Source organism: Streptomyces odontomachi (assembly GCF_024435355.1).
In the GTDB taxonomy this organism is placed as follows: domain Bacteria; phylum Actinomycetota; class Actinomycetes; order Streptomycetales; family Streptomycetaceae; genus Streptomyces; species Streptomyces odontomachi.
This window is the reverse complement of record NZ_JAMJWG010000029.1, coordinates 94,271-114,834: the sequence shown is the minus strand read 5'-3', so window position 1 is coordinate 114,834 and position 20,564 is coordinate 94,271. Positions and strand designations below refer to the sequence as shown.

General features: G+C 72.0%; 15 protein-coding genes and 1 pseudogene. 10 read left to right on the top strand and 6 right to left on the bottom strand.

The annotated features are described in order from the left end of the window. A pseudogene (locus tag NQO67_RS38555) lies at positions 1-180 on the top strand (SAM-dependent methyltransferase); the annotation flags it as partial. Positions 181-376: 196 nt separating this feature from the next. On the opposite strand, the gene NQO67_RS38550 reads toward NQO67_RS38555, so the two are convergent. Together NQO67_RS38550 and NQO67_RS38545 are read right to left on the bottom strand one after the other, a co-directional pair. Next, on the bottom strand, positions 377-1,306 hold the full coding sequence (locus NQO67_RS38550) for a class I SAM-dependent methyltransferase (RefSeq protein WP_255955150.1): 930 nt from the start codon (positions 1,304-1,306) through the stop codon (positions 377-379). Between the two features lie 376 nt (positions 1,307-1,682). Beyond that, entirely contained in the window at positions 1,683-2,252 is a 570-nt protein-coding gene (locus tag NQO67_RS38545) for a CGNR zinc finger domain-containing protein (protein WP_255955149.1), read from the bottom strand. Positions 2,253-2,309: 57 nt separating this feature from the next. Here NQO67_RS38545 and NQO67_RS38540 point away from each other — a divergent pair, with 57 nt between their 5' ends. Then, complete coding sequence (locus NQO67_RS38540) at positions 2,310-3,509, top strand: MFS transporter (protein ID WP_255955148.1); 1,200 nt, start codon at positions 2,310-2,312, stop codon at positions 3,507-3,509. Positions 3,510-3,524: 15 nt separating this feature from the next. On the opposite strand, the gene NQO67_RS38535 is transcribed toward NQO67_RS38540, so the two are convergent. After that, positions 3,525-4,685 carry an acyltransferase family protein gene (locus NQO67_RS38535; RefSeq protein ID WP_305126793.1) on the bottom strand — a complete coding sequence of 387 codons (1,161 nt, stop codon included), beginning with the start codon at positions 4,683-4,685 and terminating at the stop codon, positions 3,525-3,527. A 458-nt stretch (positions 4,686-5,143) separates the two neighbouring features. On the opposite strand from NQO67_RS38535, the gene NQO67_RS38530 reads away from it, so the two are divergent. Further along, positions 5,144-5,536, top strand: a complete 393-nt coding sequence (locus NQO67_RS38530; RefSeq protein ID WP_255955146.1) for a DUF3592 domain-containing protein — start codon at positions 5,144-5,146, stop codon at positions 5,534-5,536. A gap of 138 nt (positions 5,537-5,674) precedes the next feature. Here NQO67_RS38530 and NQO67_RS38525 read toward each other — a convergent pair whose 3' ends face one another. Both NQO67_RS38525 and NQO67_RS38520 read right to left on the bottom strand, forming a co-directional pair. Next, positions 5,675-7,057, bottom strand: coding sequence for a polysialyltransferase family glycosyltransferase (locus tag NQO67_RS38525; RefSeq protein WP_255955145.1), 1,383 nt, complete (start codon positions 7,055-7,057; stop codon positions 5,675-5,677). Further along, entirely contained in the window at positions 7,054-8,034 is a 981-nt protein-coding gene (locus tag NQO67_RS38520; protein ID WP_255955144.1) for a glycosyltransferase family 2 protein, read from the bottom strand. The genes NQO67_RS38525 and NQO67_RS38520 overlap by 4 nt, the downstream gene beginning before the upstream one ends. A gap of 198 nt (positions 8,035-8,232) precedes the next feature. Here NQO67_RS38520 and NQO67_RS38515 point away from each other — a divergent pair, with 198 nt between their 5' ends. The 5 genes from NQO67_RS38515 (at position 8,233) to NQO67_RS38495 (ending at position 14,337) form a co-directional block, all read left to right on the top strand. Further along, positions 8,233-9,594 carry a DUF6716 putative glycosyltransferase gene (locus NQO67_RS38515; RefSeq protein WP_255955143.1) on the top strand — a complete coding sequence of 454 codons (1,362 nt, stop codon included), beginning with the start codon at positions 8,233-8,235 and terminating at the stop codon, positions 9,592-9,594. 357 nt (positions 9,595-9,951) lie between these two features. Next, entirely contained in the window at positions 9,952-11,334 is a 1,383-nt protein-coding gene (locus tag NQO67_RS38510) for an N-acylneuraminate cytidylyltransferase (protein ID WP_255955142.1), read from the top strand. A 14-nt stretch (positions 11,335-11,348) separates the two neighbouring features. Continuing rightward, positions 11,349-12,308 carry an N-acetylneuraminate synthase family protein gene (locus NQO67_RS38505; protein ID WP_255955141.1) on the top strand — a complete coding sequence of 320 codons (960 nt, stop codon included), beginning with the start codon at positions 11,349-11,351 and terminating at the stop codon, positions 12,306-12,308. Positions 12,309-12,838: 530 nt separating this feature from the next. Beyond that, positions 12,839-13,840 carry a hypothetical protein gene (locus NQO67_RS38500; protein WP_445195117.1) on the top strand — a complete coding sequence of 334 codons (1,002 nt, stop codon included), beginning with the start codon at positions 12,839-12,841 and terminating at the stop codon, positions 13,838-13,840. Positions 13,841-13,899: 59 nt separating this feature from the next. Next, a complete protein-coding gene (locus NQO67_RS38495; RefSeq protein WP_255955140.1) occupies positions 13,900-14,337 on the top strand; it encodes a hypothetical protein in 438 nt (145 codons plus the stop codon). Between the two features lie 87 nt (positions 14,338-14,424). Here the strand turns inward: NQO67_RS38495 and NQO67_RS38490 are convergent, their stop codons facing one another. Continuing rightward, positions 14,425-17,145 carry a CpaE/TadZ family protein gene (locus tag NQO67_RS38490; RefSeq protein ID WP_255955139.1) on the bottom strand — a complete coding sequence of 907 codons (2,721 nt, stop codon included), beginning with the start codon at positions 17,143-17,145 and terminating at the stop codon, positions 14,425-14,427. Positions 17,146-17,815: 670 nt separating this feature from the next. On the opposite strand from NQO67_RS38490, the gene NQO67_RS38485 reads away from it, so the two are divergent. Continuing rightward, positions 17,816-19,120 (top strand): amidohydrolase, encoded by a 1,305-nt coding sequence (locus tag NQO67_RS38485; RefSeq protein WP_374119268.1) that lies wholly within the window; start codon positions 17,816-17,818, stop codon positions 19,118-19,120. A 242-nt stretch (positions 19,121-19,362) separates the two neighbouring features. Then, positions 19,363-20,418 carry a BMP family lipoprotein gene (locus tag NQO67_RS38480; RefSeq protein ID WP_255955138.1) on the top strand — a complete coding sequence of 352 codons (1,056 nt, stop codon included), beginning with the start codon at positions 19,363-19,365 and terminating at the stop codon, positions 20,416-20,418. The last annotated feature ends 146 nt before the right edge of the window (positions 20,419-20,564 follow it).

The following is a 20,564-nucleotide window of genomic DNA, read 5'->3' as shown; positions in this document are numbered from 1 at the left end:
TGTGAGGAACACGGGGGACGGACCGGGTCACAGGATCCGCCACGGAAGCTCACGATCGACTTGGGTCCGTGGGAGGACTGGCCATGGTGCCTGATGGGCCTGGTACCCGAGGCTGCTACAGCGGCCAACACCGGGGTTCCGGTGGAGATCATCTGGCACTTTCAACTGGCCGAGACCTGAACGCCCGCACATGACTTCGTCTGCCACCGGAACATCGTTTTCCGGCGCAGGATCATCGCCACCCACAGGCAGGGGGATCAGAGCGGGCGCTACAGTCCGCTCATCTACTGGTGGGTGATCTTCGCATGATGCCGTGCAGCGGAAACCCGTCTTCGCAGTTCAAGAGGTAGAGCCCCGCGACATCGCGCATTGAACCTCAGTAACGGCGGGACCGTCGCCGCCGCACCGCCCGCGTGATGACCGGCGGCAACACGTCAACCGCGATCCGGGCAACCGGAGAGCGGCCCGGCTTCTTGCCCGGCGGACGCGTCTGCGGTGCCGACGACGTGCCGGCGACCGCGGCCGGACGGTCCTTGGCGACGGGGGCGCCGTGCCGGGAGTACGGGAAGTCGGGCGCGGGCATGCCCCGGGAGCGCAGCCGGACGATGCGGTGGCCGGCCGCGTCCTGGATGCTCAGCCCGCAGTCCTCACGTGCGTCGGCCATGGCGATCAGCTCGTCCTGCACGGGCCCGGGGTCGCCCCAGGTGCCGTACAGCTTCTGCGTGCTCAGGCAGATCGGGTGCAGACCGCGGTTGAGCACGGCCTCCCAGGTGGCGACGGCCACCCCGGGGGTGTGCTCGGAGCGGAAGTCGTCGAGCACCACGATGCCGTTCGGCAACAGTGCCTGCTGGGCCGTGGCGATGTCGCCGTGCACATGCTCGTACAGGTGTGACGCGTCGACGTGCACGAAGCGGCAGGAGGCCGGCTTGATGTGTTCGGCCGCCAGCGAGCTGGGGCCCTGCAACACCGTCGGCAGCGCATCGTGGAAGGAGAGGTAGTTCCGCTCGAACGCCTCCCGGGTGAGGGACGCGTACGACTTGGCCATCTCCTTGGTGTTGGCCTGGTCGGGCGCGTCGGACTCGAAGAGGTCGCAGACCGTGAAGGCTTCACCGGGCCGCAGGTGGCGACCCAGGAAGATCGCGCTCTTGCCCATGAAGACGCCGAGCTCCAGGAGGTCGCCGCGCTCACCGCGGTTTTCCTGCCGGGTCAGCAGCCACTCGAAGAGGACCTGGTCGAGGGCGGGAAACCAGCCGCGGACGTCGCTGAGTTCCCGGGGAAGCGGTGCGGTGTCGTGCGCTGTCGTCATGGAACGAACCTTCGCGATGCTGTCGGAGGCGTGGGGCGTGGGGCGTGGGGCGTAGGCAGATGAGCGAGGGAGGGGGAGAAGAGGGAGGGGCTTACGCAAGAATCATGCTATTTGTACGGTTTCAGTATGAGTACGGTGCTGGAGGGACGCGCGCCGCCGTATCCGCCGTACGGGTGCGGGGCCCACCCCGTCGGGGGGCGCGCCGGCTCGATCGTCCGGGCTCATGACGCAGCGGCTGCCCGGGGCCCCGGTGACTATGCCGTTCGGGCGATGGCGCCTTGCCGTCGGGAAGGTGAAGTGTTCCGTCGTCGTGGCGTCACGCGGAATTCATTTCTCCGGCGGAACTGATCTCCAGGAAAAGTAATCTCCAGCAGGACTAAGCGGAGGGCCGGGAGCGGCGGTGGGCGGCTACCCGTTCGCGGGTGGCGCATCGGCGGCAGCAGTAGCGGCGCTCCGGGCCGCTGCCCTGCGTGATGAAGACGTTCCGGCAGCTCGGCGACGAGCAGAGCCTGCCGGGCGGGCGTTGGCGGTCCCAGAGGACGACCGTCAGGGCCATGCAGGACGAGGCAAGGAACCACTCGTTCCAGGCGGCGTCGTCGTCGCGGTCGAGGTGGGGGTGCCAGGGGGTGCCGCCGCCGTGTGCGGTCAGCCGGAGCGGGCCGGTGCCATCCGCCAGGAGGCGGTTGAGGGCGAGTGCGGCGCCGTCCACGTCCTCGGCGGCGAAGACGTCCCTCAGCAGGGCGGCGGCCGTGCGCATCCCGGCGACGTCGCGGGGGGTGAGCTCGATGGGGCCCGCCTCGCCGTGGGCGCGGAGCACGTCGGCGATGTCGGCCGGGTCGGGACGGTCGCCGGCGAGAACGTTGACGAGGGCGGCGGTCCGCCGGGCCACGGCCAGCACGGAGTGCCGGGTGGACCAGCCGTCGTCGGTGGCGGCAGCGGAGGGCATGCAGCGGACTGTAACGCATATTGATCAGGTTTCCGTTACCGCCGTAACGTCTGCCCGATGAGATGGCGTTACGCGCTTCCCTGCTATCTCGCCGGAGCGGTGGCGGCGCGTACCGGCGACGAGATGTCACGGCCGGCGCTGCTGCTGGCCGGGTTCGCCGTGACCGGGTCGGCCGCTGAAGCGTCCGCGCTGCTCGCGGCCGTCACGGTGTCCGCCGCGGTGGGCGGGCCGGTGCTGGGGGCACTCCTGGACAGGTCGGGGCAGCCGGGCCGACTGCTGGCCGGCGCACTCGTCGGCTACGCGGTGGGCCTGGGGCTGATCCTCGCGGGGCTCGGTCGGCTGCCGTCAGCCGCCACTCTCCTGATCGCCGTGGTGACGGGGCTGCTGGGGCCGGCCTTGTCGGGCGGCTGGACGGCCCAGGTCCCCCGGATGGCGCCGGGCGACCACCTGCCTCGGGCGAACGCGCTCGACGCGCTGACGTTCGGCGTGGCGAGCCTGGCGGGGCCGGCGCTCGCCGGCGGCACGGCAGAGGCCGTCGGCGCCCCGTCGGCCGTGCTGGTCTCCGCCGTCCTCGTCGGCCTGGCGCTGCCCGCCGCGTGGCTGCTGCCCACCGGTCCGGGCCGGGGCCGCGGTGCTCGGACGACGTCCGTGATCGGCGATCTCGCTGCCGGAACGCGGGCCATCGTCGGGAAACCCGCACTGGCCCGCGCCACGCTCGCCTCGGTCGGCTGCTGCACGGCGGAGGGCATGCTGACGGTCTGCGTTCCGCTGCTGGGGGAGCGCGTCCTGGGCGGGGCCGACCGTGGCGCGGTGCTGCTCTCCTGCGTGGCGCTCGCCGCCCTGGTGGCCAACGCCGTACTCGCCCGGTTCCCGAGTTCGGTCGCCCCCGACACGATCATCTGGACCGGCGCGCTCGTCCAGGCCGCTGCGTTGGCCCTGGCCGTCTCGGCGCGACCGGCCGTCGTCATCGTGGCCGCACTCGCCGTCGGGATCGGGCAAGGCCCCCAATTGGCCGCCGTGTTCGCCGTCCGTCATCGGGAGGCGCCGGAAAACCTGCGCGGTCAGATCTTCACCAGCGGCGCCAGCGTGAAAATCACCGGATTCGCCGTGGGCGCGGCGCTTGCCGGACCTCTCGCGACGCGGTCCCTGCCCGCCGCTCTGACATGCGCGGCGATGACCGCGGCCCTCGCGGCACTGGCTTTCTTCGCCGTTCCGTCCCGGACATGCGGAGGCACTTCCGGTCCACGTGCATGCTGAGGGAGTTCCCGTGCGTTATCGTGCGCCGTTCGTCGTCAGCGAGCGGCGCAACAGCGGGGTCGCCCATTTCTCTATGTAGCGGTTCATCAGCCAGGCCAGTACGAGCATTCCGGCCACCGTGACGGAGAAAGTCGCCCACGGGGATATCCCGAATCCATGGTGGAGCTGCCTTATGACCACCCATCCCAGGTGTTCGTGGACGAGGTAGAACGGATAGGTGAGCGCCCCGGCGACCGTCAGCCAGCGCCAGTTCGCCCAGTTCAGGGCGCCGAGCGCGATGGCACCCACCAGGACGAAGCCGGCGGTGACGATCGCGATGATCACCGTGGCCGAGCGGTGGGAGAAGGCGGCCGGGTCGTGGTGGTGCCAGAGGCTCGCCACCGCGTAGTGCTGCCCGATCAGCCAGCTGATCACCACGATGCCCCAGGCCGTCGTGTCCCGGCGGTTGCGGTGCAGCAGGTACAGGCCCATGCCGCCGATGAAGTACGCGGCGTACTGGGGCATCAGGATCAGATCGAGGGTGGGCTCGCCGGACGCCTGGGCGATCGCGGCCAGCATCGTCCACACCGTGCAGAACAGCACGACCCGGCGGCGGGTGACCCCGGGCAGCACCAGGCAGAGCGCGAAGAGGGCGTAGAAGCGGATCTCTATCCACAGCGTCCAGCACACGCCCAGCACCCGGTCGGCGCCCAACGGCTGCTGGAGCAGGGTGAGGTTCAGCAGCGCATCGCTCGGCGAGACCGCCGCGTAGATCACGGGCGGCAGCGCGAAGACCGCCGTGACCAGCACGATCGCGCACCAGTACGCGGGCATCAGCCGGGCCACGCGGGAAGCGAAGAAGGCCCGCAACGGACGCCCCCAGCCGCTCATGCAGATGACGAAACCGCTGATCACGAAGAAGATCTGCACGCCGAGGCAGCCGTAGGCGAACAAGCCGTGCAGCGCGGGGAACAGGCTGCGGGGCGACTCGCCCCAGGCCCGGCTGATGTCGCCGCTACGGCCGCCGTAGTGGTACAGCGCCACCATCAGCGCGGCGATCAGGCGCAGTCCGTCCAGTGCACGGAGCCGCCCGGTGTCGCGCCGCGCGGCCCGGGTGTCCGAAGCCGGGGCCGCCACGGCGCTCGTCGCGCGCACCGCGGCGCGCGCCCGGGCGGGTGCGGCGGCCAGGGTGGTCATGCGGCGGACGCGTGGCTGGTAGGGCGGGTGAACGGTGGGGGTCCCGGGACCGGGTTGCGTGTCCTCGGCGAGCGCGGCACGCGGCTCCTCGGGAGTGATCGTCACGGTTCACCTTCGGCTCGAGCGGGGACGGCGCCGTGCGGCGACGCCCGGCTGGGCCAGCGTAAATCCCGCGCTCCGCGCGTATCGGTACGAAAATATGCGTTTCCGAGGTTGGCGCCAGGAGTTCACCTACGGCACGGCGACGTTTCCCGGGCCGTCGCCTGGATGTCACCTTGCACCCGGCACGGACGGTGCCCCCCGGGTCGTCGGACCGCACGCATTCCAGCTGTGATTCCAGCTGTGCCCCATGGTGTTGTCCTCGCTTGCACCAGGAACCTTCCCCAGCCGATGGAGCGTCCACTCCTGCGACAGGAGGTGCCCGGAGAGTCGTCCCAAGCAGGGAGGGGGAGACGGCCGTGTGGGTTGCGATGTCGCTGGTGGCGGGTCTCGTCGTGCTCGGTGCCGGTACCCATGAGGCCATGATCCAGCGACGCCTCCGCCGCGCGGGGATCCGTGCCAGGGGCCGGGTGGTCCGCCACCGCGTGCACTCCGGAAAGGACGGCCCCGTCTACTTCGCGGTGGTCGAATTCGTCGATGTACAGGGTGGTCGGCACACGTTCCAGGCCAGGTCATCCGGAGTCAGGGGCCTTCCTGTGGGCGGTGCGGTCCCGGTGCGCTACCTTCCGGACGCCCCGAAGGGCGCGCGAATCGACCTCACCAGGAGAAGGGTCGGGGATATCGCGTTTCCTCTCGCGGTCGGCAGCCTGTTCACGGCCATCGGGATCTGGATGCTGGCCACCGGCCGATGAGCTTGTTCACTCATCAGGCCGGTGCAGCGCCGCCTCATGGGGCCGGCACCCCACCCCGGCCCCTTCCCGCGCAGCTGTCGCGCGCCCGGCCCCGACGAGGCCGTCACCACATCACCCACGACAAGAGGGGCCTGCCCCCTACTTACGTGCCGTCCTCCGCAACGCCCGCGCCTGGCGCACCACCCTCCGCAGCCGGGCGTTGCGTGGGATGAACGCGAGCTGCGCCGGGATCGCGCCCGGCAGGGCGAGCGACGTGAGCCGGCGGCGCTTGAAGTAGCGCCAGGTGTGGGCGTTCAGATGCCGGGCGAGGTAGTGCTCGGCGGCGTCCCGCAGGTCCGGGTAGATCTTCGACTGCATGGCGTAGCCGACCGCCGCGATCAGCCCGGTCAGCTCCTTCTCCGCAGGGTCGATGAGCTGAGCCTCGACCATCGGCCGGTCGGTCAGCTCCGGCAGCAGCGCGTCGACGATGGTGACCGGTACCCGGTTGCTGTTCTGGTACGGGGCCAGCCGCTCCAGCAGCGCATCGGTGCCGAGCCGTGCGACCGGCAGGCCGTAGAAGGTGGACGCGGTGAACAGCGCGGTGGAGAAGCAGCCGACGACCAGCGCGGGCTGGGCCTTCTGGAACAGCACTTCGGCGAGGACGGGGGTGTCCAGGACGGTCAGCTCCGCACCGAGCTGCTCGGCCTGGCGCTCCAGGGCCCGGGAGTAGCGCGCGGGCGCCATCGGATGCGGCTTGAACACGATCTGCCGGTGGCCGAGTTCGACGGCACCGCGCAGCATCCGCACATGTAGGTCCTCTTCCTCCTCGGCGGTGAGGATCTCCAGCGCGGACAGGTACTGGCCGAGCAGCAGTGCGGGCCGGTGGAGTTGGGGAAGGCCGGTGGCGACCGTGTCGCCCAGCTCGCCGAGCACCTTCAGGAAGACCTCGGTCGGCACGACCTCCGGTGGTACGCCGAACTCGGTGAGCAGCAGCGGCTTCAGGCCCGGTACCAGGTCCAGGTGGAGCAGGCGGCGGATCCGGGTGCCGACCAGCGGATCGATCTTGTTGCGGGTGGGGCCGTAGCTCATCAGGCCGTCGGCGTAGACGTCGATGGGGGCGCCGGTGAAGATCTGGCTGATCGCCAGGGACGGGTTGACCTGGATCGACTCGACGGCCAACTCGATCGCGTCGTCGCCGAGCCGCCAGGCGAGCCGGAGGTACTTCTCCCATAGCGGCACGTCGTCCGGGCGTGGCGCCCAGCCGCCGGGGTGGAAGGGGAAGATCGTCTCGTTCCACGACAGGATGTCGTCGAAGCGGTGGCGCAGCCGCTCGAAGCCGGGCATCTCGTCCAGCGCGGGCGTGGTCTCAGGCGTCGCCGCGTTGTTCAGGACCAGCAGGATCGAGCGGTCGGGGGCGGTGAAGCAGTCCGCGTCGAGCGCGGCGGCGAGGGTGGCGGCGCCGTACAGCGTGGACGCGCAGTAGATGCGGGTGGTGCGGCGGCGGGCGGTGGTCGTCGTGCCCCGGGGCAGGGTGCTGCTCACGCGGCGGCCTCCCCGGCCGGTACCGGACGCCGGCGCAGCCTGCGCAGCCGCGTCGCACGCTGGATGTCCATCGAGTCCAGGGCCTCTTCGAGGATGCGCTGCGGCATCCGCTTGAGCGCCGTCGCGCTCATGGCCTTGAGTTTGCGCGCCACGGGTGGTTCGAACCTTTCGACGGAGCCCAGATGGTGGGAGATGATCGCGCAGTACGTGCGCACCGCCTTCGGCAGCAGCCGGTCGGCGTCGGGGTCCTGTGCGGTCTCCGAGATCACCTGGTCGAAGGCGCGGATGAAGTCGAGCTGGCGCACATCGCCGATCTGCGTGAGCGAGGAGGCCACCCCGCGCCGGTAGAAGACGCCGAGCAGGTCGACCGCGGCGAAGGACTTCGCCTCCCGGTGCAGCCGCCAGATCCACGGCCGGTCCTCCGCGGTGCGCAACCCGTCCCTGAAGTGCAGCAGGCCCGCGTCGAGCAGTCTGCGGTGGTAGATCCCGGCCCAGGCGTAGGCGTAGTCGACCGAGGTGGAGCGGTCCGCCGGCAGGATCGCGTCGCGCGGGTCCATCACCTCGCCGCGGCGGCCGTGCGGGACCCGGTGGATGGTGCGGGCACGTGCCGTGCACTGCACGTGATCGGTGCGCAGGAAGTCGCACCCCAGGTCCTCGATCGCGGCGAGCAGCTGCGGGTAGTACCCGGGCGCGAGCCAGTCGTCGCCGTCCAGGAACGTCAGGTACGTGCCGCGTGCCGCGTCGATACCGGTGTTCCGGGCGGTTGCGAGGCCGCCGTTCTTCTCGTGCGTGAGATGGACGGCGCCGGGAACCTCTTGCGCGGCACGCTGGAGAATGTCCGGAGTGCCGTCCTTCGAGCAGTCGTCAACGAAAATGAATTCGATGTCGTCGCGTGCGTTTGCACGGAGACTTCTGAGGGTGTCGGGCGCGTACTGCTGCACGTTGTAGAACGGCACGATGACGGAGAGCTTAACCACGCAGGGGACATTAGGTGTCGGCCCGGATCTCGTGCTTTCCCTCGGTGATATGGAAGGTGAACGAGTGGTGGCGGTCTGGTGAACCGGTTTGTTGTGCGGATCATCAGTTCGGTGATTACCCATCCGTCGATGTGCTGTTAACCCTTTGTTGCCCTTGGGTTGGGCTGCGGCTACGAATGGCTTCCTAGCGTCACCTACGTGCCAGCAAGTACCTCGAATTCCCTGCGCGTCGCCGTGCTCGCGGACTCCGACACCCGATGGAAATGGGGCGCCCTCACCGCGTCCCGCATCGCCGCGGACCCGCACCTCGACGGCTACCTCCTGCGCGGGCGTGCCACCCCCACGCCCCGCCAGCTGGAGGAGGTCGGGGTACGCGCGGACTCGTTGCGCGAGGTCACCGCGGTGGAGTTCCTGCGGGACATGGGCGGCGAAGGACCGGCGCCGGGCACCGCGACCCCCGACCACCTGGCAGGCGGCAGCACTGGCCGCCTCCCGGACGTGATCGTGCTCGCCCTCGTCGGCGGCGGCGTCCAGGCCATGCTGCACGGCCTCGCCCACGCCTGGCAGGGCCGCACCCGTCGCCCGCTGATCGTCACCGGCTACGTCGGCGTGGTCTACGAGAAGCTCGCCGACGGCCTGCTGCTGAGGCACGGCGCCGACCTGGTGCTCGCCAACTCCCGGCAGGACGCCGAGCGGTTCCGCGGCGTCTACCGGGGCGTGGGCGCCGACGCCTCCTCGGTCGTGGAGGTGGCGCTGCCCTTCCTCGGTGGCGCCGCCCACACCGCGCCGCACGACCCGTACACCGTCGTCTTCGCCGCCCAGCCCTCCGTGCCGGAGACCCGCGCCGAGCGGACCTACCTGCTGGACCGCCTGGTGCGGCACGCCCGGCTGCACCCCGAGCGGCAGGTGCTGCTCAAGCTGCGCAGCAAGCCCGGCGAGCACACCACCCACATCGAGGAACTGCCCTACCAGCGCTTGGCCCAGCGCCTCGGCCCCCTGCCAGAGAACTTCCAGACCGTCTACGGCCACATGGGCGAGGTGCTCGACCGCACCGACCTGCTCGTCACCGTCTCCTCCACGGCCGCCCTGGAGTCCCTGCACCGCCGCATCCCCACCGCCGTCCTCACCGACCTCGGGGTGCGCGAGAAGCTCGGCAACCACCACTTCCTCGGCTCCGGCTGCCTCACCTCCTGGGACCGCCTGGACACCGGCGAGGCGCCCGAGCCCGACCGCGACTGGCTGGCCCGCCAGGGCGTCGCAGCGGACGGGGGATACGAGGAGGCCTTCGACGCGGCCCGGGACCGGATCGCCGAGCTGCGGGCGCGCGAGGTGCCGGCGCCCCTCGCGCCGTACTACACGACCGTCACCGCCCCCGGCTACCTGCCCGGCATCCTCGCCCGGCACCACCTCGCCCCCGATGGCAGCCCGCTGCCCGGCGCACCCGGCGTGGACAAGGCCCCCGGGGCGGTGCGCCAGGTCGTACGGCGCGCCGCGCGCGGTGCCTACCGGCACGGGGTGCAGCGGGTGGCGCCGGTGATCCGGCGGATGGGGGAGCTATGACGTTTGCGCTTCGCGGCAGGGCGGGGGCCTGTGCCAGGCCAGTCGTCTGTGCCAGGTCGGTGGCCTGTGCCAGGTCGGTGGCCTGCGTCCGGTCGGTGGGCTGTGCCAGGCCGGTGGGCTGTCCCAGGCCGGTGGGCTGTCCCAGGCCGGTGGCCTGGATACGGCCTGGGCCGCCCCTTTCGGGTGGTGGCGACCTGCGGACCTCGTCGTGGTCGGTCGCGCAGTTCCCCGCGCCCCTCCCGGGGCCGGAGCGCCTCTCCCGGGGCCGGAGCGCCTCTCCCGGGGCCGGAGCGCCTCTCCCGGGGCCGGAGCGCCTCTCCACCACCGCCCCCCACCGTCCCCTCTAGGAGCTCTGCCATGACCCATCCGGAAGCAGACACCACGGCGCCAGCCCGCCGGGTCCTCGCCGTGATCCCCGCACGCGGTGGTTCGAAGGGCGTACCCGCCAAGAACCTGGCCCCGGTCGGCGGTGCGCCGTTGGTCGTGCGTGCGGTGCGTGAGTGCCGGGCCGCGCGGCGGGTCACCGATGTCGTGGTCTCCACCGACGACCGTGCCATCGCCGACGTGGCCCGCGCCGCCGGCGCCGAGATCGTGTTGCGGCCCGCCGCCATCGCCGGTGACACCGCGACCAGCGAGGCCGCCGTGCTGCACGCCATGGACGCACACGAGGCGCTGCACGGCGCCCGGGTCGACACCGTGCTGCTGGTGCAGTGCACCAGCCCCTTCCTGACCTGCGAGGACGTCGACCGGGTGGCCGCCGCGATCATCGAGCACGGCGCCGACACCGCGCTCACCGTCGCGCCCTTCCACGGCTTCGTCTGGCGGGACGCCGCCGATGATCCCAGCGTCCTCGGTACCCGCAGCACCGGAGCCGTCGGCGGCACCACCACCGCCGTCACCGGCTCGACCACCCGCGGCGGCTACGGCGTCAACCACGACAAGTCGTTCCGCCCGCGCCGCCAGGACCGCCCCCAGGACCTGCTGGAGACCGGCGCGGTCTACGGGATGGACGCGACCAGCTTCCGCGAGCACCAGCACCGCTTCTTCGGCCACACCGAACCGGTACGCACCGACCCGGCGCGCGTCCTGGAGGTCGACGACCCGCACGACCTCGCGCGCGCCCGCGCCCTGGCGCCCCTCTTCGACGCCGAGCGCCACCACCTGCACACGGACCAGGACGGCTACGCGGGCCCGCCGGCCCTCGGCGGCACCGTGCCCGCCCAGGCCGGCGCCCCCGACGCCGTCCCCCACCCGACCCGCGACGACATCGACGCGGTCGTACTCGACTTCGACGGCACCCAGACCGACGACAGGGTGCTGATCGACTCCGATGGACGGGAGTTCGTCTCCGTGCACCGCGGCGACGGCCTCGGCATCGCCGCCCTGCGCAGGGCCGGCCTGCCCCTGCTGATCCTGTCCACGGAACAGAACCCGGTCGTCGCCGCCCGGGCACGGAAGCTCAAGATCCCCGTGCTGCACGGCATCGACCGCAAGGACCTCGCACTCAAGCAGTGGTGCGAGGAGCAGGGCATCGCGCCGGAGCGCGTGCTCTACGCCGGCAACGACGTCAACGACCTCCCGTGCTTCGGCCTCGTCGGCTGGCCCGTGGCGGTCGCGAGCGCTCATGACGTCGTGCGCGGCGCCGCACGCGCGGTCACCACCCGTCCCGGGGGTGACGGCGCGATCCGAGAGATCGCCAGCTGGATCCTCGGCCCTTCTCTCGACCCCCTCGACAGTTAAGGACAGTTGCCGTCATGAGCACCAACACCCCCCGGCACCCCCGGCTACGCACCCTCGGCGCCAAGACCGCGGGCCCCGGCCACCCCGTCTACGTCACCGGCGAGATCGGCATCAACCACAACGGGGAGCTGGACAACGCCATCAAGCTGATCGACGCCGCCGCCGAAGCCGGCTGCGACGCGGTGAAGTTCCAGAAGCGCACCCCGGAGATCTGCACCCCGCGTGACCAGTGGGACGTCGAGCGCGACACCCCCTGGGGCCGGATGACGTACATCGACTACCGGCACCGCGTCGAGTTCGGCGAGGACGAGTACCGCGCCATCGACGAGCACTGCAAGGAGCGGGGCATCGCCTGGTTCGCCTCCCCGTGGGACACGGAGGCCGTCGCCTTCCTGGAGAAGTTCGACGTGCCCGCCCACAAGGTGGCCTCCGCCTCGCTCACCGACGACGAGCTGCTGCGCGCCCTGCGCGCCACCGGCCGTACGGTCATCCTCTCCACCGGCATGTCGACGCCGAAGCAGATCCGCCACGCGGTCGAGGTGCTCGGCTCGGACAACATCCTGATGTGCCACGCCACGTCGACGTACCCGGCGCAGGCCGAGGAGCTCAACCTCCGGGTGATCAACACCCTCCAGGCCGAGTACCCGAACGTCCCGATCGGCTACTCGGGGCACGAGACCGGTTTGCAGACGACGCTGGCCGCGGTGGCGCTGGGCGCCGCCTTCGTCGAGCGGCACATCACCCTCGACCGGGCCATGTGGGGCTCCGACCAGGCCGCTTCCGTGGAGCCGCAGGGCCTCACGCGCCTGGTACGCGACATCCGCACCATCGAGGCCTCGCTCGGCGACGGCGTCAAGAAGGTCTACGAATCGGAACTCGCGCCAATGAAGAAGCTGCGCCGCGTCAAGGGCGTCGTCGCGCAGGCCGAGGAGGGGGCGGCCCTGGACGCCGAGCGCGAGCCGGCGGCCGTCTGACCCGCCGGCGAGAAGACGACCCCCTCACCATGAGCCCCCGCACCGGTCGGCCGGGCCCGACCATCGCCACCCCCCTCACCGCGGCCCTCGGAGCGCCCACCGAGACCCTCGCCTTCGTCGAGAGCCCCGTCCAGCTCCTCAACGTGCTGGAGTGGGCGCACCGCAGCGCCCGCACGCCTCCGGGTGCCCCGGCGCAGGACGCCCGGGACGGCGCGGCGGGGGTGGCCGCCGGAGCGTGCGCGGCACGCGACGGTGCGGGTGCGGCCGCCGTGGCCACCGGACCGTCGGACACGGTGCCGGCGCCCGGGGGCCCGGGGACCCGAACCCGGGACGTGCCGGTGCGGGTGCCGGGGGCGCGGGGTGACGGGGCGTCGGAGGGTGCGGGGGACGCCCGGTCGCCCGGCGCCACGGGGGACGGCGCGGCGCCCGGCGCGACGCCGGGGGGCGCACCGGACGCCGGTGCCGCGGCGGGCACGCCGCCGGCCGACAGCGGAACCGTCACCGTCGTCGTGCTGGCCCCCACCGACCCGATGACCCGCGGCCAGTTGCGCCGCATGACGGAACTGGCACGCGACGAGGGCCACCAGATCCGCTGGGAGGAGGCGCGCGGCGCCGCCACCGCGCCACTGAGCACCGTGCGCGGGCTCGCGCCGCTGCTGCGCGCCGCGCGACGGATCGTCGTCGGCGACCCGTTCTCCCGGTACGTCCAACTCCTGCTGACCATCACCCGGGCCCGTGACCTCGTCGTCGTCGACGACGGCACGGCCACCATGGAGTTCGTCGCGCAACTCGCCCGCGGCGAACGCCTGGTGCGGTGGCACCGCAGCGGCGGCCGGCCAGGACCGCGCGAGCTGGTCTTCGCGCCGGTCTCCGCGTCCGCCCGGCGCCGCCTGACGCCCGGTCGCCGCCGGAGCGTCGAGGTCTTCTCCGCGATGCCCGTCGCGGACGCCCCCGAAGGGGTGCGCCTCACCCGCAACGACTTCGCCTGGACCCGCGCCCGCTTCGGCCCGCCACGCGTCGCCGCCGGCGCCGACCTGGTGGGCACCTCACTCGTCGAAACCGGCGTCGTCGACCTGGAACGCTACCTGGCAGCGGTACGCGACCTGGCCCGGGCGTACGGCGCCACCCGCTACTTCGCACACCGCCGCGAGCACCCCGACAAGCTCCACCGCCTCGCCACCGAGAGCGGCCTGGAGATCGTCCGGCCCGATCTGCCGCTGGAGCTCATCGCCCGGCGCGGCCCCATCGGCAGCACGGTCCTGAGCTTCCCCTCCACGGTCGTGCACACCCTCCCGCTGGCCCTCACCGGCACCGGAGTGCAGGTCGCGGTCTGCGACATCGACCCCGCGTGGCTCACCGAGCACGCCTCCCCGCGCGCCGAGGGCTTCCTGGCCGACGTCACCGGCACGGCACGCGACGTCCACCGGGTGGGAGCCGATCCGGCCACCCCCGCGGACGCCCGCCCCGAACTCCCCGCCCAACCGGGGCACGACGGACGGACGGTGAGCGGGGGGCGCCCGACACCGGCGTGACCCTCGCCGCGGGCGGCCGGGCAGAGTGCCACGTAAAGCCAAGTGATATGTAAAGACGCATGAGTTGGGACGTGGCGCTGATGCGCCTGCCGGAGGGTGTCACAGCCCTGGACGAACTGGACGCACTGAACGAGCCGGACGAACTGGACGAGCGGGACGACGGTGCGGAAGGGCCGGCTCTCGGCCCGCGCAGCCAGGTGCTGGACACGGTGCACAGGGTGCTGCCGGAGCTGGATCGGTCCGATCCGACCTGGTGGGTCCTCGAGGGCCCCACCTGGTCGATAGAGCTGCCCCTCGCCAGCCCGGACGACCCGGTCCGCACCCTCGGCCTCCTGGTGCGCGGCAGCGGTGACGACGTCATGGAGCCGATCTTCCGGCTCGCCGAAGCGCTCGACTGCCGGGTCTACGACACCACGCAGGGCGGTCTCCTGAGCGGGCGCGACGACGTCGCGGGCTGGCACCTCTTCCAGCACATGCGCGACAAGTACGCGTTCTGAGCCGGCCCGACGGCTCGGCACGGCCTGCCCGGCCGCTCGCACGGCCTGCCCGGCCGGCTCCGATCGGTCTCCCTCGCCGGGGAGGGCTCAGTGCGGGGTCGCCATCGAGCGCTTCACCATCTCCGCGGCCAGCACCACCGCCGCGTCACGCGTCGTGTGCGACAGCTTCGGGGCGTGGATCGGACCGCCCTGCGCCAGATGCCGGTCGTACGGGAAGGTGACGACCGCGACCCCGGTCTCCCGCAGATGCTCCTCGGCCGTCCTCGTGTCCAGGGTGACGTCGGGGGAGTGCGCGGTCAGCGCCACCACGGTGCTGGCCAGCGCGGAGTGCGGGAGGTGGGCGAGCCAGTCGAGCACCACCCGCGTGCTGTCCACTCCCTCCGCCGTCATCGGGGCGACCACGACCCGCGCGTGCGAGGTGTCCATGGCGGTGCGCGCCACGTCCCCCGGCAGCGTCTCGCAGTCCACCACCGTCACCGCGAAGTAGCGCCGCAGCATGGCCACCACCCGGAAGTACGTCTGCACGTCGAGCGGCGCGCCGACCCGTCCCTGGCTGGCCGGCAGCAGCCAGCCGCCGTCGTTGACCTGCACCATGTAGCCGGTGATGTCGGTCAGCCGCATCTCCGGGTGGAGGATCTGGGCCAGGTCCATGCAGGACCACCGCACCGACTCCGCCCCCATCCGCACCGCGAGCGTGCCCAGCGCGGCGTCCGCCTCCAGGGTCAGCACCGGGTCGTGCCGGTAACGGTTGAACGCCTTGCTCATCAGCGTCGCCACCGTCGTCTTGCCGACGCCACCGCGGATGGACGTCACCGCGATCACCCGCCCGGTCTGCACCGGCAGCGCCACGTCCAGCCTGCGCCGGGTCTCCTGCTCCTGCTCCTGCACGCCCCGCACCGTCCGGCGCAGCGAGTGCCCCGTGCGTCGCTTCACGGAGTCGCCGTGCTGCGGCTTCCCCAGCGCGATGGAGAGCCGCGGGTCGATGGTCGGAATCGGCTCCGGCGTCGGCAGCGCCACGTACCCGTACCCCGACTGCGTGGGAACGGTCCCCTGCGGCACGTCCGGCTGCTGCACCGGGCTCGTCGGCACCGGGGAGGCGGCCTGCGTCGGGACGGGAACGCCACCGGCGGCGCCGGGTGCACCGGGCATGGGGCCGGCCGCGCCGGGCACCGGCTCGGGCGGGGCCCCGGCACCGGGCATGGGCACGGCACCGGGCATGGGCACGGCACCCGGAGCGGCGGTCTCCGGCCCGGCCACGGGCCCGCCGGCTCCGGCGGGCTGGGGCGGCATGACCGGGGACGCGGCGGCAGCGGCACCGGCCGGCGGCACGGGGGCGTCGGCCGGGGCGGCCGGGGCGGCGGTGGCGTCGATCGGCGCCGCGGGGACAGCGGCCTGCACGTCGGCCGCGGGATCCTCGGCGGTGTCGGACGTCGGCTTCAAGAGGCGCATGGGGATACGCAACGTGGGCGTCGTGACCACGGCCTCGGGGTCGTAGACCATCAGAGCCGATCCGACAGCGGACTCGTCGTCCGCGTCGGGCCCCTTGTGCGGGTCGGCTTCCGTGTCGGAACGGGATGCGCTGCCGGGACCGGCTTCCGCGTCGGGACCGGATTCGCCGTCGGGGTCGGCTTCCGCGCCGGGACCGGATTCGCCGCCGGGACCGGCTTCCGCGTCGGGATCGGCTTTCTCGGCGGGGTGGGTCTCGGTGCTCGGGTGGGGCTCCGTGCCCGGGTGGGGCTCCGTGTCCGGGTGGCTCTCACCGTCCGAACCCGAGCGGTTCTCCGTATCGGCGGGGCTGGGCTCCTTGACCGGGGCGGAGTCGGCGGGGGAGCCGTGCTCCGCGTCCGGACCCGATTCCGTATCCGTGCGGTCGGCGGGCTGCGGCCCGGGCTCGTCGTCCCGGGGCGAGGCCAGGTCGTCGGCGGGGGAGCCGGCGTCCTCTTCCTGGGACGAGTCGTCGACTGGGGATCCGGCGTCCGGGGACCCGGCGTCGTCCGCGGACGAGGTGTCGTCCTGGCCCACGGTGTCGACCTCGGCCCCGGCATCCTCCTGGGCCGTTGCCTCCGCCTGGGCCGCGTCCGGCACGTCCGGGGCGGGGGTCGGGGACGCCAGCGCGCCGTGGCCCGTGATGAACTGGGCGGTCGGCTGGTCCAGCCGGTTGGACCGGTCAACGGTGCCGGGCTTCAGCCTCGTCGTGGGAGGGTCTCCCAGCAGGTCGGCGGAGGACTCGGCGGGCGACGGGGCATCGGCGGACGGTGCGCCGGCGTCGTCGCCGTTGGTGTTGTCGTCGTCGTCCCGGGACTCGGGAGCCGCCGTCGCCGGGGCCTCATCGGCCCCCGTCGCGTCCTCATGAGAGGAACCGCCCGCAGCGGAGCCGCCGGCAGGTGAGGACCCAGCGGCACCATCGGCACCGTCCCGAGCGACGGGCCCACCCGCACCAGAAGCGTCCCCCGCCGCTTCCCCGGACCCCCCGGACGGCGTACCGCCGGACGACGCACTGTCGCCGTCGCCGTCGCCGTCGACCGGGTCCGCGGGCGCCCCGCCTGCGGCGCCGCTCGTGCCGCCGGCACCGACCGCGGGCCGGCCGTCCCGGTCCGTCGGCTCGTCGTCGAAGGTGAAGATCCCCACCGGTACCGTGCGCTTGATCCCGTCGGTCACCGTGTCCCTCTTCAGCGCCGTGGTGCTTCTGTCGCCGTCCGTGTCGAACGTTCCCAGGGAGAGCGGCGCGCTCGGCACTGCGGCCGTGGCGCCGCGGCTGTCGCCGAGCGCCGCAAGCGCATCGCGCTGCCCGTCAGTTCCCTGCCCCATGCGGATCTCCCCATCACCCACGATCTAGACGACCCGAACGACTCCTGCGCCGACCGGCCTCGCGCGACCGCTGCCACGTTACGGCCTTGACGCCCGGCTAGTGAGGCCAACTCTGGTACGGGCCCTAGGATCATGCCGCACCTCATCCCCAAGTCCCACCGCACCCACACCCCGCGGCCACCGGCGGGTCATGTGCCGCCGCGCGCAGGCGCGCCCACCAGGGCGGAGAGGTCGGCGATCCAGCTCTTCCGCAGAGGCTAGCGATCCAGCGCTATCGGACACCGTCACCGCGCCATCGGTCACCGTCACGGCACAAGCGGACTCGGTCGAACCACTCCCGTGAACCACTCCCGTCGCCCCGTGCAGCCAGCCGAGCCCTACCGAGCCCCAGGCGAACGACGGCGAGAAGGACATGGGAGTCATGGGAGCCGTGGGAGACAAGGGAGATAAGGGAGACAAGCCGACCGAAGCGAAGGAAGGCGAAGCAAGCCGAAGGAAACGAAGCAAGCCGAGGAAAACGAAGCAAGCCGAAGGAAACGCGAAAGAAAGGGCTGGTATACCCGATCTGATTCGGTCCCATGCATGGGACGCAGCCTTTTTCTCGGCTGTCTGGCCGAAATTATGGTGATCGAGAGGTGGCGGCGCCCCGATGGGGCCTACCCTTCAAAGGGTGAACCAGTTGACGTCCTCCGAGTCCCCGGTCGATCTGCCAGGGGAAGCCGTGCCGCCGGGCCTGTCGTCCGGCGCTGCGCTGCCCGGCACGCTGCCCGAGGAGCTCCGTTCCGAGCTCGTCGCCTTTCGGCGCGATCTGCACATGCACCCCGAGCTCGGGAACCAGGAGTTTCGCACCACGGCGGCCCTCAAGTCCCGGCTCGAACTGGCCGGTCTGCACCCCCGGGTGTTGAACACGGGCACCGGGCTCATCTGTGACATCGGACGTGACGCCGAGGACGACGACGCGGTGCACGGCACCGGCGACGCCGCACCGCGCACCCGCGGCATGCTGGCCCTGCGGGCGGACATCGACGCCCTGCCCATCCCGGACACCAAGATCGGCTGTGTCTACCGGTCCACCGTTCCGGACCGCGCCCACGCCTGCGGCCACGACGTGCACACCACCGTCGTCCTCGGCGCCGGCCTGGTCCTCGCCGACCTGCACCGGCGGGGCGCACTGCCGCACCCGGTGCGGCTGCTCTTCCAGCCCGCCGAAGAGGTGCTGCCGGGCGGTGCGCCCGACGCGATCGAGGCCGGCGCGCTGGACGGCGTCGGCCGGATCATCGCGGTGCACTGCGACCCGAAGGTCGACGCCGGCCGCATCGGGCTGCGGCACGGGCCGATCACCTCGGCCTGCGACCGCCTGGAGATCTCCCTGGACGGCCCGGGCGGGCACACCGCACGCCCGCACCTGACCACCGACCTCGTCACCGCCGCCGCCCGCGTCGCCACCGACGTGCCCGCGCTGGTCGCCCGCCGGGTCGACGCACGTTCGGGGCTGGCGGTCACCTGGGGTCGCATCGAGTCGGGACACGCCTGCAACGTGGTCCCGCAGCACGCCGAGCTGTCCGGCACGGTCCGCTGCCTCGACCTCGACTCATGGCGGCAGGCTCCCGACCTGGTGCACGCCGCCATCGACGAGATCGCGAACCTCTACCGGGCCAAGTCGGAGATCAACTACGTCCGCGGCGTCCCGCCGGTCGTCAACGACCCGCTCATCACCGAGCTGCTGCACGACGCCATGGCCACCCGGCGCGGCACGAGAGCCATCGAGGACACCCCGCAGAGCCTGGGCGGCGAGGACTTCTCCTGGTACCTGGAGCGGGTCCCGGGCGCCATGGCCCGGCTCGGCGTCCGCACCCCCGGAGACCGCGGCGTCCGCGACCTCCACCAAGGCGACTTCGACGCCGACGAGTACGCGATCACGGTCGGCGTGGAGATGTTCACCGCAGCGGCACTCCTCGACGCCGAACGGTTCTAGTCATGCCCGAGGCCATGGTTTTCAGCCATGACGCGTGCCCTGCGGGGGAGCGGGTGACTGCCGGCGCGGCCACCGTCCGGTGGGTGGTCGCGCGTGCCGTTTCCGGCCCCGCCGCGGGGCGCTTCGCGTCGATCCGGTAACGGGTTGGAAAGACCGGCGTCAACTGGATTCTACGCGCGTTACGATGCGGCCGGAAACCAGCGCCGCACGTGGCGCTCCAGGTCGGGTTGAAGGAGCCTTCCTTGCGCCGGGTAGCCAAGTTCTCCGCTGCGTGTCTCGCGTCCGCAGCACTCACCATCACCGCCACCGCGTGCGGCAGTACATCCTCCGAGAAGGATTCCGACTCGGACTCCTCCGGGGGCAAGGGTGCCATCAAGGTCGGCATAGCCTTCGACGTCGGCGGGCGTGGTGACTACTCCTTCAACGATGCGGCCGCCCGTGGCGTCGACCGCGCCAAGGCGGAGTTCAAGGGCGAGGTCAAGGAACTCACCGCGAAGACCACCGACACGGAGGCCGACCGCGAGGAGCGCCTCACCGAACTCGCCGAGGCAGGCTACAACCCCGTCATCGGCGTCGGCTACGCCTACTCCGCGTCGATGGCCAAGGTCGCCAAGACCCACCCGAAGACCACCTTCGGCATCGTCGACTCCCAGGTGGACGCCAAGAACGTCGACAACATCCTGTTCGCCGAGAACGAGGGCAGCTACCTGGCCGGCGTGGCCGCGGCGCTGAAGACGAAGAAGGACCACGTCGGCTTCATAGGCGGCGTCGACGTCCCGCTGATCAAGAAGTTCGAGGCCGGCTTCGTCCAGGGCGTCAAGGACACCAAGCCGAGCATCAAGATCGAGCGGCAGTACCTCAGCCACGGCTCCGACACCTCCGGCTTCGCCAGCCCGGACAAGGGCAAGGCCGCCGCGCAGGGCATGCTCGACAAGGGCACCGACGTGATCTACACGGCGGCCGGCTCCTCCGGCACCGGCGCGATCGAAGCGGTGCACGGCGTCACGGGCGCCTGGGCGATCGGCGTGGACTCCGACCAGTACAACGTCCCCGGGTTGAAGAAGTACCGCTCCTCGATCCTCACCTCGGTCGTCAAGAACGTCGACATCGGCGTCTACGACCTGGTCAAGTCGGTCAAGGACGGCAGCCCGAAGACCGGCGTCAGCACCTACACGCTCGCCAAGAACGGTGTCTCGCTCGCCACCAGCGGCGGCTACATCAAGGACATCCAGGCCAAGCTGGACAACGCCAGGGAGCGGATCGTCAGCGGCCAGGTGAAGGTCAAGACCACTCCGTGACCCTCGCCGTGGGACCCGCCGCGCACCGGGTCCCGGCCACCGGGCCGGGACTCAGCGGTGCGCGGCGCCCACCCGGCCGGGACTCCCCGCGCGGGACCCGGCCGTCGGCCACCCACCGACGCCACCGGGGCTGACCCGGACGGCGG